General features: G+C 59.6%; 15 protein-coding genes and 2 pseudogenes. 15 read left to right on the forward strand and 2 right to left on the reverse strand.

Annotation, left to right across the window (positions count from 1 at the left end):
- Positions 1-136: 136 nt before the first annotated feature.
- Positions 137-1,294, reverse strand: coding sequence for a methyltransferase domain-containing protein (locus ABX749_RS01685; RefSeq protein WP_372894488.1), 1,158 nt, complete (start codon positions 1,292-1,294; stop codon positions 137-139).
- Between the two features lie 37 nt (positions 1,295-1,331).
- Complete coding sequence (gene arsS, locus ABX749_RS01690) at positions 1,332-2,363, reverse strand: arsenosugar biosynthesis radical SAM (seleno)protein ArsS (protein WP_372894489.1); 1,032 nt, start codon at positions 2,361-2,363, stop codon at positions 1,332-1,334.
- Between the two features lie 196 nt (positions 2,364-2,559).
- Between arsS and ABX749_RS01695 the strand changes: the two genes are divergently transcribed.
- The 15 genes and pseudogenes from ABX749_RS01695 to ABX749_RS01765 all read left to right on the forward strand — a co-directional run.
- A complete protein-coding gene (locus tag ABX749_RS01695; protein WP_372894490.1) occupies positions 2,560-4,044 on the forward strand; it encodes an ArnT family glycosyltransferase in 1,485 nt (494 codons plus the stop codon).
- Positions 4,045-4,129: 85 nt separating this feature from the next.
- The gene (locus ABX749_RS01700; RefSeq protein WP_372894491.1) at positions 4,130-5,404 is read left to right on the forward strand and encodes a glycosyltransferase family 2 protein; all 1,275 of its coding nucleotides are present in this window, start codon (positions 4,130-4,132) and stop codon (positions 5,402-5,404) included.
- Complete coding sequence (locus tag ABX749_RS01705; RefSeq protein ID WP_372894492.1) at positions 5,401-6,105, forward strand: class I SAM-dependent methyltransferase; 705 nt, start codon at positions 5,401-5,403, stop codon at positions 6,103-6,105. Before ABX749_RS01700 ends, ABX749_RS01705 begins: the two co-directional genes overlap by 4 nt.
- Positions 6,102-7,529 carry an aldehyde dehydrogenase family protein gene (locus ABX749_RS01710; protein ID WP_372894493.1) on the forward strand — a complete coding sequence of 476 codons (1,428 nt, stop codon included), beginning with the start codon at positions 6,102-6,104 and terminating at the stop codon, positions 7,527-7,529. Before ABX749_RS01705 ends, ABX749_RS01710 begins: the two co-directional genes overlap by 4 nt.
- Before the next feature lie 156 nt (positions 7,530-7,685).
- A complete protein-coding gene (locus ABX749_RS01715) occupies positions 7,686-9,956 on the forward strand; it encodes a ribonuclease R family protein (protein WP_372894494.1) in 2,271 nt (756 codons plus the stop codon).
- A gap of 94 nt (positions 9,957-10,050) precedes the next feature.
- A pseudogene (locus tag ABX749_RS01720) lies at positions 10,051-10,320 on the forward strand (HAD hydrolase-like protein); the annotation flags it as partial.
- A 285-nt stretch (positions 10,321-10,605) separates the two neighbouring features.
- Entirely contained in the window at positions 10,606-11,742 is a 1,137-nt protein-coding gene (gene gcvT, locus ABX749_RS01725; RefSeq protein WP_372894495.1) for a glycine cleavage system aminomethyltransferase GcvT, read from the forward strand.
- A 158-nt stretch (positions 11,743-11,900) separates the two neighbouring features.
- Positions 11,901-12,302 (forward strand): glycine cleavage system protein GcvH, encoded by a 402-nt coding sequence (gcvH, locus tag ABX749_RS01730; RefSeq protein ID WP_145220097.1) that lies wholly within the window; start codon positions 11,901-11,903, stop codon positions 12,300-12,302.
- A gap of 4 nt (positions 12,303-12,306) precedes the next feature.
- Positions 12,307-13,101, forward strand: coding sequence for a biotin/lipoate A/B protein ligase family protein (locus ABX749_RS01735; RefSeq protein ID WP_372894496.1), 795 nt, complete (start codon positions 12,307-12,309; stop codon positions 13,099-13,101).
- A gap of 341 nt (positions 13,102-13,442) precedes the next feature.
- Positions 13,443-14,150: an FHA domain-containing protein gene (locus ABX749_RS01740; protein WP_372894497.1), complete on the forward strand. Its 708-nt coding sequence runs from the start codon at positions 13,443-13,445 to the stop codon at positions 14,148-14,150.
- 27 nt (positions 14,151-14,177) lie between these two features.
- Positions 14,178-14,822 (forward strand): RNA polymerase sigma factor, encoded by a 645-nt coding sequence (locus tag ABX749_RS01745; RefSeq protein WP_372894498.1) that lies wholly within the window; start codon positions 14,178-14,180, stop codon positions 14,820-14,822.
- Entirely contained in the window at positions 14,819-15,538 is a 720-nt protein-coding gene (locus ABX749_RS01750) for a hypothetical protein (protein ID WP_372894499.1), read from the forward strand. The genes ABX749_RS01745 and ABX749_RS01750 overlap by 4 nt, the downstream gene beginning before the upstream one ends.
- 134 nt (positions 15,539-15,672) lie before the next feature.
- On the forward strand, positions 15,673-18,207 hold the full coding sequence (locus ABX749_RS01755; RefSeq protein WP_372894500.1) for an alpha/beta hydrolase: 2,535 nt from the start codon (positions 15,673-15,675) through the stop codon (positions 18,205-18,207).
- Positions 18,208-18,528: 321 nt separating this feature from the next.
- Positions 18,529-19,164, forward strand: a complete 636-nt coding sequence (locus ABX749_RS01760; RefSeq protein ID WP_372894501.1) for a hypothetical protein — start codon at positions 18,529-18,531, stop codon at positions 19,162-19,164.
- A gap of 94 nt (positions 19,165-19,258) precedes the next feature.
- Positions 19,259-19,842 (forward strand): annotated as a pseudogene (locus ABX749_RS01765) (magnesium chelatase); the annotation flags it as partial.

The following is a 19,842-nucleotide window of genomic DNA, read 5'->3' on the forward strand; positions in this document are numbered from 1 at the left end:
ACTCATCTTTTGACCAACCCATTTTTTGACCAACCCATTTTTTGACCAACCCATTTTTTGACCAACTCATTTTTTGACCAACTCATTTTTTGACCAACTCATTTTTTGACCAACCCATTTTTTGATCAACCTCTAGTCAACAACACCCGCCCTCCCCGCAGCAATCGTCGATCGGTAGCTTCACCGATTTTCCGCCGGCTTTGGTGACCTTCGGTGAGCGGGCGACCTGGCCTCCGGTGCAGCCGTACGGCGCGGCGTTTTCCGGCAGGATTTCCGTTGCCGGTGAAATGCCGAGGAAATCTTGCGTGTAAGGTTCACGCTGCATCTTTTCAAAGGTTTTGCGGCAGACCGCGGCTCGGACGCCGCGGGTGAATTCGTGCCCGTCGTCGTCTTTCACACTGGCGTAGGGTCCCCGATACATCACCGCTTCGTTGTGTTCATAGCAGGGCGTGTCGGGATACTTGTAGGCGATCACCGTGACGGACCTGAATTCGATCCCCTCGACAATTTGCCAGGGTTCGCTTTGATAGGCTGGCATTTGGGCGGCCTGGAATCCTGCCCGAGTGAATGCGTCGATGAACTCCTTTTCTTGCAGTGCCCCGCTGATACATCCGCTCCACAGTTGCCCGTCCTGCTGCATGTGCAGCGGGACGGGTTCGTCACTGACGATGTCACTGATCACGGCCCGTCCGCCGGGGCGCAAGACGCGAAAAATTTCCGCGAACAATTTTTCCTTCTCCGCCGCGTCGACCAGATTCAATACACAGTTGCTGACCACGACATCGACGGAATTGTCAGCGATCATCGGTTGTTGTGATCGCATGTCGGCGACGAATGATTCAAACCGCTGCAACGCGGCTTCGCTATCGACCGGGTGATCTGACAGGTACTCATCGACGCGATCGCGATCGATCTGCATGTCTTGAATCTTGCCTTTGCAGAACCGGACGTTGTCGTACCCGATTCGCTGGGCGACGACACGTTGACTGTTTCTTGCCAGAGCCAGCATGTCGTCGTTCATGTCGACGCCGATCACGGCGCCGGATTCGCCGACGACTTGTGCGGCGATGAAGCAGATCTTTCCGCCACCACTGCCGAGGTCCAACACCGTCTCGCCTTGACGGACATATTTCGAAGGGTCTCCGCAGCCGTAATCGCGATCGATCACTTCTTGCGGAATGACTTCCAAGTAGCGTCGGTCATAGTCGACCGGACAACACAGTGCGGGTTCACGCGCTTCGGCGGCCGAGGAATAACGTTGACGAACGGCGGATTCGGTGTTCAAAGTCGACATGGTTGGCGAAGGCTGCTCGCTGAGGAAAAGGAGACGGTTACAACAACGCGCCGCTGCAACTGCTGCCGGCGCCGGCGGTACAACCGTAACAGTGGTCTGCGGTTGCGATGCGGCGGTTGGCAAACTGGTGCAGCGAATCGGTGTTCCAGATCGTCGGCGGCTTGGTTGAATGAGAACCAACGGCGGAACTGCTCGCGGGCAGGTCGATCATCTGGTTGAAGTCACAATCATAGATCGCACCATCCCAGGCGATCGACAGCAGCGATCGGCACATCACCGATTCTGCCGCGGCGGAATTAAAGTTCTCCTCCAGCAGATGCATGTACTGCTCGAGGCGTTGATTCTTGGCCAGGAACATGGCGTAGCGTTTGATCGGAATGTTCGTGATCGTCAGCAGCTGATTGAAACGGATGCCATAGCGCGCCTGAAGTTCACGTTTGTAATCAGCCTGCAAACTCGCTTGGTCGGGCGGTAGAGACGGGCCGGTGGGGTTGAACACCAAGTCCAGCCGCAGCCGGCTGGAATCGTCACCGTAGCCGAGATCGTTCAACCGTCGCAGTGCATCGATACTTTGCCGAAACACGCCATCACCGCGTTGGCCGTCGACGTTTTGTTCCAGATAGCACGGCAGCGAGGCCACGACATCGACGCCATGGTCTGCCAAGAAGGGCGCGGCCCATTCGTAGCCCGGTTGTTGCAGGATGGTCAGATTGCAGCGATCGATGACCCGGATTCCGCGACCGCGGAACTCACGGACCAGGTCACAAAAGCTGGGATTCATTTCCGGCGCGCCACCGGTCAGATCGACGGTACGGAGGGCACGACAATCGCGAGACAGTTCGACGACACGGGCCGCCGTCTTGGCATCCATGTTCTCGCGTTTTTTGGTCGGCCCGGCATCGACATGACAGTGCGTGCAGGTCTGGTTGCACAGTTTCCCCAGGTTGATTTGCAATTGTTCCACCGCGATCCGCCGCATCGGCGAGGCTTCGCGGGCGACCCGGGCGGCGAACGGCTGGACAAGATTGGTAGGCAAACCGGTGTTGATGACCGGCAAAAGTGACTTCATGGACGCAGCAATCGAAGGAACGTGGGGACACGGAGAATAAATGCAAAGATAAGACAATGCTCATGCGGCGTGTGCAACCGCCAGCGGGAATTGCCGCCGAATCCGCCCGCCGATCGAGAACTTTCCGGCCACGACCGGCGTAGCAGTCGCGAGACAGGTACACCAGGCACCACGACCGAATCGACGAACATTGTCTTTGCCGCGAAAAATCGGGTTCTTCTTGCTCCTCGGATTGCTGATCGCCAAAGTGGTCGGCGTCGTGATGCGTGGCCCTAGCCCGATGGTGCTTGACGCCCGGTTTTACTGGGAATTGGGCGGCCTGGTCGCCGACGGTGATTGGTTGTTGATGCAGCGCCCGATCGCCTATCGAACCCCGGCCTACCCGTGGCTGATCGGACTGTTCCGGGCCGCTTGCAGCGATCCGCTGTTCGCCCTGGTTTGCTTCCAAAGTGTGCTGTGGATCGCCACGATCGGATTGATCGCGGCATTGGCGGCGGAGATTTCGCGAAGCCGGCGTGTCGTGTGGGTCGTCGTGGCCCTGGCGATTCCGATGCTCTGTTCGGCCGTGTACGTCACGACGGTGCTGACCGAAACACTCTTCGTCTTTACGGTCGTCCTGCACTTGTGGACGGTCGCCCGGTTTACCCGCCAGCCGACGGTGGCGGGCGGAGTCTTCGTCGGACTGACGCTGGGGTTGGCGATTTTGACGCGTCCGGTGGCGATGCTGGTGTGGATCGCCGATGTGATTTACGTGATCACCTGCTGGTACTGGATTGCCAATCCGGCGACGAAGCATCTTTATCGTCGCCGCGGCTGGATTTGCGTGATGCTGGCCGGCATCGTGACGGTTGCCTGCGTCGGTCCCTGGCTGGCCCGCAATCACGCCCTGTTCGGAAAAGCGATGCTCACCGAATTCGTCGGCCGCAACATTTGGATCGTCACCTTTCAGGACGGCAGCGGCGCTGGGTTGGAGCTTCCCGACTCCGACGGTGCGGCGCAGTTGAAGACCCAAATGGGAGACGGCGTTTGGGCAACCCTGTCCGACGACCAAAGCTGGCGACACACCTGGACCGTCTCCAACGCGTTGACCGCATCGGGAATGGACGACCCCTCGGCGGACCGATTGATGAAGCGGGTGGCCACCGATGCGATCGCGGAGGAACCGTTGCAGTTCGCGAGAAAAGCAGTCCGCCGGCTGGTCAACTTTTGGCGAACACGGGCGACGGAGATCCCGGCTCAGCTGGCCGATCTGGCAGCCGACGGCACCGCGACGCGTGAGCAGTTGTCCGAGAAGTTTTATGGGGGACAGCCGGTCTGGGGCATTAAAGTCCCACCCGTCGATACAGCCCTCCGCCATCGCTGGAGCAATTGGTTGGCCGGCAACACGTTATTGATGTTCGCCACGCTCGCTTCGACGATGCTGTTGATCTGGCGACGGCCCACCCGTGCCGCGGGCCTTTGGCTGGGGGCCATCCTCGGCTATTTTGCCACCGTCACCGCGGTGCTGGAAATCCCCGCGTATCGCTACCGCATGATCGTCGAGCCAATTGTCCTGCTGGTCATCGCGTTGGCGATCGTCTCTCTTTCGACAGGTGCCGGTGGTTTGAAGGTTTGGTGGGGAGGTTTGGTCAAAAAATTTAGTGGTCAAAAAATAAGAAAGAAAAGTGCAGGAACTTCATGAATGAATCACGCCCTCATTTTTTGACCAACCCATTTTTTGACCAACTGTTCCCGAACGACGATCCTACCGTAGCGACCCAGCGAAAATGAACAGTTCAAAGGAAAGCGGGCCGAGTGATCCGACCAGACCGATGGAACTGTCGGTCGTCATGCCCTGTCTGAATGAAGCCGATACGGTGGCAACCTGTGTCGAGAAAGCCGTCCGGGCAATGAAGGAAGCGGGCATCGTGGGCGAAGTCGTCGTCGCCGATAACGGCAGCACCGACGGATCACAGGAATTGGCTGTCGAACAAGGGGCACGAATCGTCAACGTGCCGCAGCGAGGATACGGCGCCGCGTTGATGCACGGCATCGAAGCCAGTCGAGGCAAGTACGTGCTGATGGGCGACGCCGACGACAGTTACGACTTTCTGGAAATCCCCAAATTCATCGACTCGCTACGGCAAGGCCACGATTTGGTCCAAGGCTGCCGACTGCCCCGCGGTGGCGGCCGGGTCCTGCCCGGCGCGATGCCGTTCTTGCATCGCTGGTTCGGCAACCCCGTGCTCAGCTGGCTCGTCCGATTGATGTTTCGCATCCCGATCAACGACATCTATTGTGGGATGCGCGGCTTCACGCGAAAACACTATGACCAGCTCGACCTTCGATCGCCGGGAATGGAATTCGCGACGGAGATGATCATCAAGAGCGGGCTGCACCGCGATTCGCATGGCACGTCTTGGAGCCAGGTGCCGATCACACTTCATCCCGATGGCCGCCAGGCGCACCCGCCGCATTTGCGTACCTTTCGCGACGGCTGGCGAACCCTGCGTTTGTTCTTGGCGTTTAGTCCTACCTGGACGTTCTTCCGTCCCGGCTTGGTTCTGTTGATGATCGGGCTGGTGGGTTATGCATTGGCACTGCCGCAAGTCAAAGTGTTTGGCGCGGCGTTGGATGTCCACACGCTGTTGGTCGCCAGCCTGTTTGTGTTGATGGGATGGCAGTGCGTGTTGCTGGCGACGCTGGCGAGAATCTTTACCGGACGCGAAGGCATGATGCCGCCCCACGAAAAACTGGAACACGTCACCGTCGAGCGTGGACTGGCGTTCGGGATTGCGGCCGGAATCGGCGGCGCCGCGATGATCGGCTTCGTGGTCTGGCGATGGTGGCAACAGGACTTCGGCGCATTGGATTACCCGTTCACCATGCGGTGGGTCGTGCCGGGCGTGACGCTGGTCGCGATCGGTTTCCAGACCGCCATGGCATCGCTGATGAGCGGCGTGTTGATGATGCAGCGTTCACGTCGACTCGATCGGCCGATTGCGGGAACGAATGAGGATCACCCGACAACGCCCGCTTCGCCGCAAGAGACTTTGTCATGAACGATTCGTCGAGCCCGGACATCATTCGTCACGTCGCCGCGGGCCAATTGTGCTGTGACCCCGTCTGGGAAGCCGCCTACAAACGATTTGAAACGCCGGAAGAAGAGATCGCCAAGTTCATCAAACGACTGCGGCGATTCGGGTTCGAAACGTTGAAACGCGACTGTCGCATCGTCGAAATCTTTTGCGGCCGCGGCAACGGGCTCGTCGCACTTGAGCGAATGGGGTTCCGAAACCTCGAAGGCGTCGATCTGAGTGACAGCCTGTTGGAAGAGTATCGCGGGCCCGCACAACTGCACTTGGCCGATTGCCTGGACTTGCCGCTGGATGCGAACCACTATGATGTCGTGATCGTCCAGGGCGGACTGCATCACTTGCCGGACATGCCGACGGACTTGGATCGAGCGCTGGCGGGAGTCCACCGGATCCTGAAACCGTCAGGAAAGTTTTACGTCATTGAACCGTGGAAGACGCCGTTTCTGGTGTTCGCCCATGCCGTGACCGAATTGTCGTTGATGCGAACGTTGTATGCCAAAGGCGACGCGTTGGCGATCATGACCGAGCGAGAACGCGTGACGTACGAACAATGGCTGGGGATGCCCGACGTGATCCGCGAGACGTTCCAACGGCACTTCAAGATCGATTCCTGGAAGACGACCTGGGGAAAACTTGCCGCCATCGCTGCACCGAGAGTCCATTGAACCGTCCCACCCTGCACCACTGGATCGATGGTGAACACCGCGCGTCATCGTCCGCCCACACCTTCGAATCGCTCAACCCCGAAGACGACTCGGTGATTGCCACCGCAGCGTGTGGCGACGCCGGTGATGTCGCGTTGGCGGTCGATTCAGCCGCCAAGGCGTTTGAGCGTTTTCAAGACTTGGGACCGTCGCAACGGGAAGCGATCTTGTTGCGTGCGGCAGAACTGCTGCAACAGCGATCGGCGGACTTTCGCGACCTGCTGATCCGCGAAATCGGCTCCCCCGTCGGCAAGGCGTCGATGGAAATCGGAATCGCGACCCGCGTGTTAAAAGCCAACGCCGCGATGGCCCGACGGATGACGGGGCGGACCTATTCGAGTGACGTACCGGGCCGTTGGAGTCTGGGGTTTCGAAAACCGCTCGGCGTCGTCGCCTCCATCACCCCGTTCAACGTCCCGCTGATCAAAGGCATCAAACACAGCAGCATGCCGCTGGCGACGGGCAACACAGTCGTCTGGCTCCCGTCGCAGCAGACGCCGATGATTGCCGCCGCGATCACTCAGCTGTACCACGATGCGGGGCTGCCCGCCGGGGCGCTGAACATGGTGTTGGGCGACGGCGCGGAGATCGGCGACGACTTGGTGTCCGCCCCGCAGATCGCCGCGGTCTGTTTCACCGGCTCGGCGGCGATCGGACGGCATGTGCAATCGATGTGCGGTCGACACGGAAAACGCGTGACGCTGGAACTCGGTGGCAAGAACCCGCTGATCGTGCTCGACGACGCGAACCTGGACGCCGCAATCGGTGCAGCCGTGCGGGGCGGGTTCATTTACCAGGGCCAGATCTGCATGGCATCGAGCCGCGTGATCGTTGACCAATCGTTGGCCGAAGCGTTCACGGAGCGGTTTGTCGCCGCGTCGGAGTCACTGGGGATGGGCGAGCTGACGGATCCGCAAACGGTGATCGGGCCGATCATATCGGCGAACGCCCGCCTACGGATACGCGATCACCTGGCCGATGCGGTCGATGGCGGCGCAAGCATCTTGTGCGGGAATCGATGGACAAACAATCGAGTGAACCCCACCATCGTTTCCGGTGTCACTGCTTCCATGAAGCTGTTTCGCGAAGAAACCTTCGGGCCGGTCGTCTCGATCGAGACTGCAAACGACCGCCAGCACGCGTTGGAACTCGCCAACGCCTCCCCCGGCATGCTCTCGGCAGCCGTCTTCACCTCGGATCTCGATACGGTGATGACTTTCGCAGACTCTTTGAATACTGCGATGGTTCACGTCAATGACATGACGATCCAGCAAGAACCCGAGGTCCCCTTCGGGGGTGACGGGCCATCCGGCTTTGGCCGCGAAGGCATGGAGACCGGCATCGAAGACTTCACGACCTGGAAATGGGTCACGCTGCGGGGGTGAAGTTTCAGGTTTCAGGTTTCAGGTTTCAGGTTTCAGGTTTGGGATTTGACGTAGTGCCTGGAACTTGAAACTTGAAACCCGCAACTTGAAACCCAAACGCCTGGAACTTGAAACCCGCAACTTACAACTTACAACGAACAACGTTACCTTCAGGATATGGAAATTTCACAAGAACTCGCCGACCGCGTGATGCGGTTGGTCGTCTCGCCGGAATACCGGCCGAGCAAACCCAAACAGATCGCGGCAACACTCAATCTAGACGCGGACGACTATCGGGAACTGCGACGCACGATCAAGCAATTGGTATTGGAAGGTCGTCTGATCTATGCGTCGAATCATTTGATCATCAGCACCGGGGCGATCGGCGGCCCCCTGGACCGGATCCGTGGCGTCTTTCGCATGGCCGCCGGCGGCCAATTCGGTTTCGTCCGGCCAGGCGACTCCGGCGACGGAGCGGTCAGCGAAGACCTGTTCATTCCGCCGGGACAGACCGGCGGGGCGTTCGAAGGCGACCTGGTCGAAGTCAAAGTCCGACCGAGTCGCCGCGGCGGCAGCGAAGGCAGTGTCAGCCGAATCATCGAGCGATCGCGGCGACAATTCACCGGCACGTTCAACATGGTCGACGGCCGACCGGCGGTTTACCTGGACGGCACACCACACGACGCACCGGTCTTCATCGGCGACATCCAAGGCTTGCCGATCGAAAAAGACGACAAGGTGTTTGTCGAAGTGGTGACGTTCCCCGGCGAAAACGGCAAGGGTGGCGAAGCGGTCCTATTGGAACGGCTCGGCAGTTCCACCAATCCCGGGATCGACACGTTGACCATCATGCGGCAATACGGATTGCCCGATGAGTTCCCCGAAGCGGTGATCGACGAAGCGCGACAGCGGGCCGATGAATTCGACGAAGACAACCCTCCGGCCGATCGGCTGGATCTGACCGGACAATTGACGCTGACGATCGACCCCTACGACGCGCGTGATTTTGACGATGCGATTTCGCTGGTCCGTGAAGACGAAGGACGCTGGCGTTTGTGGGTGCACATCGCCGACGTCGGCTACTTCATCCACCCCGGCGGAAAACTCGACCAGGAAGCGCGTCAGCGGGCGACCAGCGTTTACCTGCCCGATCGCGTGATTCCCATGGTGCCGGAAATCATCAGCAATCACCTGGCCAGTCTGCAGCCGGAGAAAGTCCGGTTGGCCAAATCGGTCGAGATCGAAATGACCGATGACGGCACCGTGATCCATAGCGAAGTTCACAACAGTGTGATCCGCAGTGACATGCGGTTGCACTACCGTCTGGTCGATCAATTCCTGGAAGCCCCGGACAAGTATCGCGAGAAGTGGGGCGATGCGATTTGCGACATGCTCCGCGACATGCACTCACTGGCCATGATGATCCGCAAGCGGCGTTTCAAACGTGGCGCGATCTCGATGGACATGCCCGAAGTCAAATTGGAACTGGACCGCAGCGGCAAAGTCAAAGGCGCGTACCGTACGGAGAACACCGAAAGCCACCAGTTGATCGAAGAGTTCATGTTGGCGGCCAACCAAGCCGTCGCGACTTGGCTAGACGACGCGGGGCTGAAGTTCTTGCATCGCATCCACCCGCCGCCGGAACGGCGCAAACTGCGCCAGCTGTCCCACTTCGTTCGTGACTTGCGACTGGGAATTGATTCGGTCGAGAGCCGGTTCGAAATTCAAAACGTACTCGACCGCGTCGCCGGCACACCGCTGGAAGACGCCGTGAACTTCGCGGTGCTCAAGAGCATGAACAAAGCGGTCTACGGTCCCCAGACCGACGGCCACTATGCGCTCGACATGCAGCACTACTGTCACTTCACCAGTCCGATTCGGCGTTACCCGGACTTGACCGTCCATCGCCTGATCGACCGACTCCACGCCGGCGAGAAGACTCCCGATGAATCCGTCGGTGCTTTGTTGCAACTGGGGCACCATTGCAGCGACATGGAACGCAACGCGGCGCAGGCCGAGCGTGAACTGACCGAGCTGAAACTGCTGCATTACTTAAAGAAACACCTGGGCGACACGATGACCGCCGTCATCAGCCGCGTCTTTGCCGACGGCTTTTTGGCACGCTGCATCAAACTTCCCGTCGACGGTTACGTCAGCGTCGACCAGCTTCCGTCGGATCAATATCGATTTGAACGTCGCGGCCAGATGCTGGTCGGTTTCAAAGCACATCATCGCTATCGACTGGGTGATCAGTTGACGGTCAAGATCAGCCGCGTCGACCTGATCCAACGCGAACTGTTCTTGGAACCAGTGAAAAACCACTCGGTCGGCAAGAGCAACCCCAATGACCGCGGCGCGAAAGCCGGCAAGTCCGGCGGCGGCAAGTTGACGCACAAGGAAAAACGCAAAAAGGACCGTCGCCAAAAGGGCAAACGCAAACGGCGTTAGCGCTCGGTCAACGTGACCATCGATTCGACACCTCTTTCTTCCGCTTGCATCGACGGTTCGGGGAGGGCGCAAGCCCAGTACCGCTAATTCGACATTGGCCACCTCACAAACCGTGATGGTGGGCGACACGATGGAGACCGATATTCTCGGCGGCGTCCAAATGGGCTACCGAACGGTATTGACGTTGTCCGGAGGCACGAAACGAAAAGATTTAGACCAATTCGCGTTTGGGCCGGACGTGATTGTCGAATCGATTGCCGACTTGTGCGATGTCGGTGAGTTCGTCCAAACCAGCTTGCCGGTTGCCAACCGTGACGACGACACCGTCACCAACTTCGCCGCCTGGGCCGCCGCCAACGCGTGACAAACGCCGGACAGAATGCCCTTTCAACGGGAAACCGGATCGGAGCGATCCTTTACAGTTTTCCTGTCGGCATCATCCCCTGACGCGAGACAACGCGGGGGCCAGACGACGCGTGTTTCAGTTTTACCGACCCTGGAACCGCGTCCCTTATTCGGTACACTTTTGCTTTGGCGGTCACCGCCGAAACCTTCGCGGCGTGTTGTTTCACCCGCGTCCCTGCCGATCATTGACATCTTTGCCCCGCTTTCTGAGCGACCACGCCATCACCCATTTTCCGAGTGACGCATGAGTCAGGCCGATTCTTCACCACAAACGTACGCGCAAACGCCGCTGGGCGACTGGCATCGATCGGCCGGGGCCAAGATGGTCCCGTTTGCCGGCTATGAAATGCCGATTCAATACGAATCGATCGTCAGCGAACACCACGCCTGCCGCAACGCCGCGGCCCTGTTTGACGTCTCGCACATGGGACGGCTGCGGTTTGACGGCGACGGCAGCGAAGCGTTGCTGGACCGATTGCTGACGCGGCGCGTGACGGATCTGCCGATCGGCGGCGTTCGTTACGGCATGGTCTGCAATCCAGACGGCGGGATTTTGGACGATGTCCTGGTCTCCCATTTGAAAACGCCCAGCGAATCGCGTTACCACCTGCTGGTCGTCAACGCGTCCAACCGGGAAAAGATCGTGGAGTGGATCAAACCCCTCCTCGACGATTTCCCCAGGGTCACGTTCTCCGATCGCACCGAGCTGACGGCGATGATCGCGGTCCAAGGTCCCCTGGCGATGGAGACCTGCAAGCGGCTGTTTTCCTTCGACCCGAGTCGATTGAAATATTATCAGGCGCGGATCACCGACCAATTCTCCAAACCCGTCATCGTCAGCCGAACCGGCTACACCGGTGAAGACGGATTCGAATTGGTCGTGCGGGCCGAAGAGGCGACTCGGGTTTGGGAAAACGTGTTGCTGGCCGGTCGCGACGCGGGGTTCGTCCCCGCCGGCCTGGGTGCCCGCGACACGCTTCGCATGGAAGCCGCGATGCCGCTGTATGGTCATGAGTTGGATGAAACGGTTGATCCGATCACCGCCGGTTTGAATTTCGCCTGCAATCTCGACGACCGAGACTTCATCGGTCGCGATGCGATCGCGGCGGTCAAATCCGCCGGCCCGCGGCGGGTCCGCATCGGCCTGCTGCCCGGCGGCCGCCGACCGGCCCGCGAGGGATGCGACGTGCTTTCGACCGACGGCCAGGTCATCGGCAAGGTCACCAGCGGTGGTCCGTCACCGACGCTCGGTTATCCGATCGCGATGGCGATGGTCGACGCCGAACACGCGACCGCGTCGGAGTTTGAGATCGACATTCGAGGCAAACGTTCGCCGGCCACCCGCGTCAAATTGCCGTTTTACCGGCGTGCCAAGAAGTAGCGGCATCTGTCATACTAGTATTCCGTCTCGCCTTAAGATTCGGGTCAACGGTAGTGGACGACACGAGGAGTCCTCGCAGCTGGCAATCCGAAAGGACTCGTCGCCTCGTCCACTACCCGAAAACCACTCCAAAACCACCTCCAAGGGAACCAGCCAAAGTGTCACGCGACAAGAGCAAACTTCTGTATGCCGAGACCCATGAGTGGGTCGACGTTGCCGAAGAAGGCGGTCAAAAGATCGCGACGATCGGAATCTCAGGCTTCGCCATCGAGCAACTCAACGATCTGGTCTACATGGAACTTCCCGAAGTCGGGAAGACGATCGATGCCGGTGAAGAATTCGGTGAAGTGGAATCCGTCAAAGCGGTCAGCCCACTGTACAGTCCCGTCGGCGGCGAAGTGATCGAAGTGCATGCCGAGCTGCCGGACAATCTGGATCAACTCAATGACGATCCCTATGACTTCGGCTGGATCGTCAAACTGAAAATTGCGGATGAATCCGCACTGGAAAACCTGATGGATTTCGCGGCCTACGAAAAGCAGTGCGCCGAATCCGGTTGATCCCATGACTGATCCACGCCCCGGGCGATTGCTGTTTCATCGCGAGGGCGAATCGGCCTGGAACATGGCGGTGGACCAAGCGATCGCCGAATCCGTCAGCGCGAGCGCCCCATCGGGGTCCGCGCCGACGTACACGCTGCGGTTCTACACCTGGGCCGCTCCGACCCTCTCGCTCGGGTACTTTCAATCCAGCGCCGATGCGTCGCCGCGCTTCGACACCGCCGAGCGGGTCCGGCGCAGCACCGGCGGCGGTGCGATCTTGCATCATCACGAATTGACGTACAGCTTGACCGTGCCCAGCGCGGCGGGTGAACACGGGGCACGAACGGATTTGTACCGTCGCGTCCACGCCGCAATCATCAACGCGCTGCACCGCCACGGGATCGACGCGAGACCTTATTACCTGAACAAAACCCCCGCGGCCAAAACCCCCGCCGCCAAAACGCTTGCGGCCAGCGACGATCCCTTCCTCTGCTTTCAACGCCGCACCGACGAAGACCTGATTGTCAGCGGGTACAAAGTGCTCGGCAGCGCCCAACGGCGTTTCAAACGCTCGATCTTGCAACACGGAAGTCTGCTGCTGCGTGCCAGTGAGTACGCCAGCGAATTGCCCGGACTTGTCGACCTGACCTCCATCAGCCTCGACCCCGAAACCCTTTTGAAGCGAATCAGCGAAGAATTTGCAGCGCTGTCGGGGATCGCGTTCGAATCGGACGTGTTAACCGCGACCGAATGGACCCGTGCCGATGAGATCGTGGCGAGCCGCTTCGGCCGATCCGAGTGGTGGACCCGTCGTTAAGATTGAGTGAGTTGGCGCAGCAATCGCGCACGGCCGCCGAGAATACGATATCCTGACCACCGGTAAGAGAGACAACAGGGTGCGACTGAGAGTGAGCCGAGCGAGATGTTCCAGTGCGCGTTTACGCCAACCCCCTTTCGCGGGCGGGTATCGACAAAGCTGCGGGTGAGCGCAAAACGGCAATTACGGCATTTTCCCCACCTCTGCAACTGTCTACAATACCACCACCCTTGTCGGCCCAGCCACGCGCTTTCCCGTGGCCCCAATCGCTTATCAGCTGCTGACAAGTCAAGTTGCGCAAACCGTGATTCAGCGGAAGTCAAGATAGGAACAGGTGCCGTATGCAAGTAAAGCTGAGGGTCATGACGGGGAGCCACGAGGGGACGGAGATCCCGATCAGCGGTGATAAGTTTTTGATCGGCCGCAGTGAATCCTGCCAGCTGCGCCCCAAGAGTGACTCGATCAGCCGGAAACATTGCATTTTGGTCATCCGCGACGGCCGGTTGCTGATCCAGGACTTGAAAAGCCGCAACGGTACGTATGTCAATGAAAAACGCTTGCCGAGTGATCGCGCAAAGATCCTCTCCGCCGGCGACTCGCTCAAGATCGGCAAACTGCTCTTTGAAGTCGTCATCGAACACGGACTCAAGGGCGCCAAAAAACCACAAGTCGCTGACATCGGTGAAGCGGCCGCGCGAACGGTCCAAGACAGCGACAGCCGATTCGAAGAAGTCGACGTGACCGGCTGGCTGGACGAAGCCGATCAAATCGACCGTGTCCGCAAGCTTTCCGATCCCGACACACGCCAGTTTCGCATCGATGATCTCAAGCGAGCCGAACAGGAGGAGGACGACGACGATTCGTCTTCCAAGGATCCCTCCAGCGATAGCACGGAGCTTTCGGCCAACGACAGTTCCCTGTTGGAACGACTGCGCGAGCAGAGAAAAACCAAGAAAGGCAAACTGCCCGAAGGTCTCAAGAAGTCGATGACGGACAGCTCCAAGGCCGCTGCCGACGACGCACTGAAACGATTCTTCAGCGGACGTTAAACCTTGTCTCCACGCCAGAACCATCGGATGCGTGGCCGACCCGAGCCCGCCGACCTGCAACCTTCGATCGACGGTTCCGGCGGCGCAACCCTCGAATCCAATGCCTCGCTGGCCCGCCGGATCATGGCCCAGGAAAGTGGCGCCTTTGCACTGCTAGTCGAACGCTATCACGATTTTGTCTTCCGCATCTGCTTCGCCATCCTGCGACATCGACAAGACGCCGAAGACGCGACGCAAGACACCTTCAGTCGAGTCGCCAAGTACCTGGACCGCTGGGACCCCCGACGTCCGCTCGAACCTTGGTTGGCCACCGTCGCCGGCAATCGCTCCCGCAGCCATCTCGCCCGCCGCAAAGTCTACGCGCCGCTGACCGACGCCGACGAACCGGAATCGCTGGCCACCCGCCACAACCACGCCGCCGATGCGATGCGTGAAGAAATCTCGTTGGCCCTCGGAAATCTTCCCGACAGGCAACGCATCGCGTTTGAATACTTCCATGAGCAATCGATGTCCTACGTCGAAATCGCTCGACAGATGCGATGCCCGATCGGCACCGTGAAGACGCTGGTGCATCGCGCACGGCTCTCCCTGATCGAACAACTCAGGCAACGAGACGTCGTGCCGGGCAACACGGTTGGCACTGCGCCGCAGCACAAAGGGGCTTTGAAATGAGATGCGACCAGTTTCACGATCGGTTGGATCAGCTCTTGGACGCGCGACAGGATGTCGGCCAAGACGCCTTGCTGTGCGACCATGCCGACCAATGCCAGACCTGTCGCGACAGCCTGCAGATCTGGTGCACGATCGATGCCTTCGTCTCGCCGGAAGAACCCCTTTCGCCTGCTGACGCGGCAACGCGGATGCCCAGTCGCCGCGGCGTCCCCATGGCCACGACCGGGAGATGGGCCACCGGGGCATGGGCGACCGCCGCAGTCATCCTGGTGTGCGTGGCGATTGCCGGTCGCCGGCTGTCCACCGATCCCTCCACCGGTACCCCCGAATCGCTCGCGGTCGCATCGCTGATCACCGACGGAACCTTCGCTTCCCACATCCCACCCTCCCCCGGCGTCGCTGAGCGTGCCCAAGCGACCTCACTCAACGAACCCTCGCGACCACCGACCGCGGCGCTCAGCTTGTCGACCAGCCAGTGGTGGAGTGTGGTCTCGGACGAACCCTGGGTGCACCACACCCTTCCAGCCGTTAACTCCGTTCGAATCGGAGTCGCACCGATTGGTCGTTCGATGAAACAGGCGATTGCCATTCTGATGATCCAGTCCGGCTCGACTACGATCGATGCACCCAACTTGACGCCGACCATCCAACCGAAACCCTTCCAGGAACAGACCTCCACCCTCGATTCTGCGATCGGTTTCGCGTCGGTGGTCTAGGCGGGGGGAGGTGACGCTGGGGACGTCGCTTCTTTTACTACAGGATTTGCCAACCGATTCAGATTCTCTCCCTCTGGGAGAGACGGCGTTTGCGCAGCAAGCAAACGCCAGAGAGGGCCGGCGCTGCGAAAGTCTTGACGACTTCCGCTACGATCAATTCCAACACTAATACAATCGACGTCCCGTGCGTCACTGACCATGGTCTGACGCACAACGTCACCGACGACTCTCACGTGGACGAACAGGGCAATCGAATGATGATGCGACTGCGACGATTCCGACTCCCCTCGCTCGCCGCCGCCGTGATCGCGGTCGTGGCGCTAGGCTCGATTGCAAGCGCCGACCAACGGATCGTGCTCAAAAGCGGAATCGCGCTGGAAGGCTTGTTCGCCGAAATTGCGTCGCTGAACCAAGATCCGTTTCAAGCCGGCGGACGGGGGCAACCCAAGTCACGGCCCATTCTGTTAGTGGATGACGGTCTGCGCCGCGTCTACATCCACGAGCGCGGCATGGTCGCCGGTCCGCCGCAAGATGTCCGTGGTATTGAGCGGACCATTGAATTCAAACAATCCGTTCCGCTCGCCGGCAGCGCGATCCAGGGCATCGGCGACATCCTGGGCGTTTCGGATTTCAACGAGTATGGACGACGAACGATCACGATCCGGGGGCCGACAGGCGCGGCGATCGACATCGTCCAAGGCATCACGGAATTGAACTCGCGTTACGCAAAGGTCGAGGCGCTCACCTCGAGACCTGCGTACGAATGGGACATGCGTGTCGCGACCAGTTCGATCATGTCCGATACCCTGCAACGGATCTTTCGCCAACGGATCGACCAAACCGACGTCAACGAACGCCTGACCGTGGTCCGCTTCTTCATCGAAGCCGAACGATTTCGCGCCGCCGAAGAAGAACTGACCCGGACGATTCGTGCTTTCCCAGAACTGAAGGACATGAAAACCCAGTTGATCGGCATCGTCAATCGACAAGCCAATCAATTGATCGACGAGGCCGCGCTACGGGCGAGCGTGGGACAAGAAAACTATGCCCGCACGGTCTATCAACGATTTCCGATGAACGCCGTCGGCAGGATCACGCGCGAGAAAGTCAAAATCGCGTCGGAGAAACTGGCCGAATCCGATCAACAAGTCAAAGACCTGGTCGAAGCGTTGCGCGCCGATTTGGCCAAGCTTCCCGAAGGCCAACGGGATTCCTTGCAAAAGGTGTTCGGCGAAATTGAAAACGGTCTCAGCTCGGCAACCCTGCCCCGCTTGAACGACTACTCGCGATTGCGAGACTCCGAAACCGTGACGTTGGAAGAACGCGTCGCCCTGGCGGTTGCCGGTTGGCTGATGGGTCCCGGCTCGGGTGAACAGAACTTGGTCGTCGCATCGTCCTTGGTCCAAGTCCGTGACCTGGTCGCCGAGTACCTGGGACCGGCGGATCTGGCGCGGCGGCCACAGATTCTCGAGGAACTGCGAGGCATCGAAGGTTCCCAGATCGAGTATGTCGCGCGATTGCTGCCGCAACTGTTGCCGGTCAAGGAGTGGCCGGATGGATCAGAGGATCCGACGATCCCCGGGATGTTCCGTGTCGGAAACATTGCCGGTGCGGAACAAGAGCAAGATTCGCTGATCGACGAACCCGCTTACTTGGTTCAACTGCCGCCGGAGTACGATCCGCATCGCGAGTACCCGTGTCTGGTCGTGCTGGCTCCTCCGGGATCGCCACCGGAATCGGAGCTGGCCTGGTGGGCGGGTGATTTCGATGCCTCCCAAGGCACGCGGATCGGACACGCAACCCGCAACGGCTACATCGTCGTCGCGCCGCAATGGGGACGGGCGACACAGCGAAGTTACGAGTACACGCCGCGTGAGCACCATGCCGTGCTGTCATCGCTTCGGCATGCGATGCGTCGCGCGTCGATCGATGCCGATCGCGTCTTCCTGGCCGGACACGGCGACGGCGCGACGGCCGCTTGGGACATCGCACTCGCTCATCCCGACCATTGGGCGGGCATGATCAGCATCAACGGAGAACCGTCCAAGACGATTCAGCACTACTTTCCCAACGCAGAATACATCCCGCTGTACTTTGTGATGGGTGAAGCCTCCGGCCCCAAGCCACCACTGATCCGCATGGGCGGGGTCTTGGATGACTACATGAATGTGCGAAACGACGCGACCGTCGTGATGTACCGGGGTCGAGGCCGCGAGGATTTTTACGAAGAAATCCCCAAGCTATTTGAATGGTTGAACGTCGCCACGCACGTGCGGAAGCCGATGCCGGAGAAAATCAATACCGTCACGATGCGCAAGGGCGACCAGTACTTTTGGTGGTTGGAGTTGGGGCCATTGAAACCGCTGGTGGAAATCAACCCGGTGCTGTGGGAGCAGGCCGAAAGGAAGCGATCCGGGAAAATCGACGCGTCGGTGGGCGGCGGAAACCAAATCCGCGTCGACGGCCCGTCCGACTCTTTCATGTTGTGTCTTCGCCCCGATATGGGGGTGGATCTGAACGAGCAGATCGTGATTCGGCGAGACCGCGACCGGGTGCCCGACTACTACCGATTTGGTGGTGAACTGGAGATGCTGCTCGAGGACACCCGGCGACGAGCCGACCGCAAACGCCCCTTTTGGGCCAGGATTCGAGTGCCCATGAATGACTGACCTAGGGCTTCAATTTGCACCCTGCCGGCATCCTGACGGCGAGACGGGTCACGCGGAGCTAAAAAAACTGGACGATCCTATTCCCGCCACCGACAATATGGCACTAAATCTGTCGAATGGCGTCTGAGAAAAAAAGGTCCAAGTTTGGCAGCGAACCGTTCCTGGGTTGTTGGGCTCCCATTAGTTGGGCGTTGAATTCCCAAGCTGCAATCGAAACGCTTGCCGACGCCACATTCCCACCGTCCCTTCAGTCCGTCCCTTCGATCGGCCCACCCAGCGGCCTGTGCGGCGAACTGATTTCCCCATCCTGTGATTTGCATTTTGTCCAAACCGGCTGAATTCGAATTTCTTGCCCCACCCGTCGGCGACGCGGACGTGGTGGATGATGTTGTCACCCTGGGACCGGCCGATTTTCAGCGGATCGGTATCCAGCCGACCGAAACTCGACTTGCAGTGATCCGTCACGCGGCCAGCCGCGCCGCCAAATCGTTGGCCAGGCGACAGCTGAGCGCCCCGAACCCGATGACCGAACAACAACTCTCGCGAATCGCCGTTTCGACGTATCGGCTGTTGGATCCGCGGCAGCGAATGGATCGTCACTCCCGCGCCCATGTGGGCCGCATCCGTCCCGCCGCCCTGTATCGGGCCGGGCGAGCGGAATTCGCTGATGGTCAGATTCTGATCCAATCCTGCGAAGCGTCTGAGTCGTCGACCGCGACCCATCACATCGACGAAGTGTGTCAGGGGCGAGCGTTTGCAACGGACGTGACGACGTTCCAAAACGTCCGGCCGACGACGGCAAAGCCAGCAATGACGCTGCGACGTCTTGCCACGCGTCCCAGCCTGATCCTGACGATGATCGTCACCCTGCTGTTGACGGCCGGGGCGGTGTGGAATTGGGGACACAATCGAAACGCTGGGCCAGAGCGATCGCTGCCAGCGGCGAACCGTCGCTGAGCGGATCCGCGCCCGGATTCTGTCCCTCGCTTTGCAGGCGTCTACAATCAGACACGAGTGAGGCTCGTTTCTTAACTACTACGGATGATTGTGAATGAACGTCGCGACGGCAGCACCAACCGCAACGACTTTGAAAGAGTTGATCGACAGCGGATGGGAATCGAAATCGGTCAAGCGTGAGATCCGCGATAACTTCACGCGGATGCTGGCCAGCGGCGAAGAACTGTTTCCCGGAATCGTCGGCTATGACGACACCGTGATCCCGGAAATCAATTTGGCCCTGTTGGCCGGTCACGACATGCTGTTCCTGGGCGAAAAGGGACAGGCCAAAAGCCGCATCATGCGGATGCTGACCCGGTTCTTGGACGAGTGGATTCCCTTCATCGACCATCCCGAGTTGCCCGTTCACGAAGACCCGACCCACCCGGTCACGTCCCTCGGTCGAAAACTGGTCGAAACACTTGATCCGGAAGACATCAAGATTGGCTGGTGGCATCGCGACCACCGGTATTCGGAACGATTGTCGCCGGGCACCAAGTTCGCAGACATCATCGGCGAGATCGATCCGGCGAAACTGACCGGCGGCGTCAGCATGAGCGCCGAAGAAGCCTTGTCGTTCGGGCTGATCCCGCGAATGCATCGCGGCATCTTTGCCATGAATGAATTGCCCGAACTGGA

Origin of the sequence: Stieleria sp. (assembly GCF_041595215.1) — a bacterium.
GTDB lineage: Bacteria > Planctomycetota > Planctomycetia > Pirellulales > Pirellulaceae > Stieleria > Stieleria magnilauensis.

What these genes read in the sequence shown, in the direction of transcription:
- ABX749_RS01715 (WP_372894494.1), top strand. Translation starts at nt 7,686, where the DNA reads ATGGAAATTTCACAAGAACTCGCCGACCGCGTGATGCGGTTGGTCGTC.
- ABX749_RS01735 (WP_372894496.1), top strand. Translation starts at nt 12,307, where the DNA reads ATGACTGATCCACGCCCCGGGCGATTGCTGTTTCATCGCGAGGGCGAA.
- gcvT (WP_372894495.1), top strand. Translation starts at nt 10,606, where the DNA reads ATGAGTCAGGCCGATTCTTCACCACAAACGTACGCGCAAACGCCGCTG.
- ABX749_RS01750 (WP_372894499.1), top strand. Translation starts at nt 14,819, where the DNA reads ATGAGATGCGACCAGTTTCACGATCGGTTGGATCAGCTCTTGGACGCG.
- ABX749_RS01745 (WP_372894498.1), top strand. Translation starts at nt 14,178, where the DNA reads ATGCGTGGCCGACCCGAGCCCGCCGACCTGCAACCTTCGATCGACGGT.
- ABX749_RS01700 (WP_372894491.1), top strand. Translation starts at nt 4,130, where the DNA reads ATGAACAGTTCAAAGGAAAGCGGGCCGAGTGATCCGACCAGACCGATG.
- ABX749_RS01705 (WP_372894492.1), top strand. Translation starts at nt 5,401, where the DNA reads ATGAACGATTCGTCGAGCCCGGACATCATTCGTCACGTCGCCGCGGGC.
- arsS (WP_372894489.1), bottom strand. Translation starts at nt 2,363, where the DNA reads ATGAAGTCACTTTTGCCGGTCATCAACACCGGTTTGCCTACCAATCTT.
- ABX749_RS01685 (WP_372894488.1), bottom strand. Translation starts at nt 1,294, where the DNA reads ATGTCGACTTTGAACACCGAATCCGCCGTTCGTCAACGTTATTCCTCG.
- ABX749_RS01740 (WP_372894497.1), top strand. Translation starts at nt 13,443, where the DNA reads ATGCAAGTAAAGCTGAGGGTCATGACGGGGAGCCACGAGGGGACGGAG.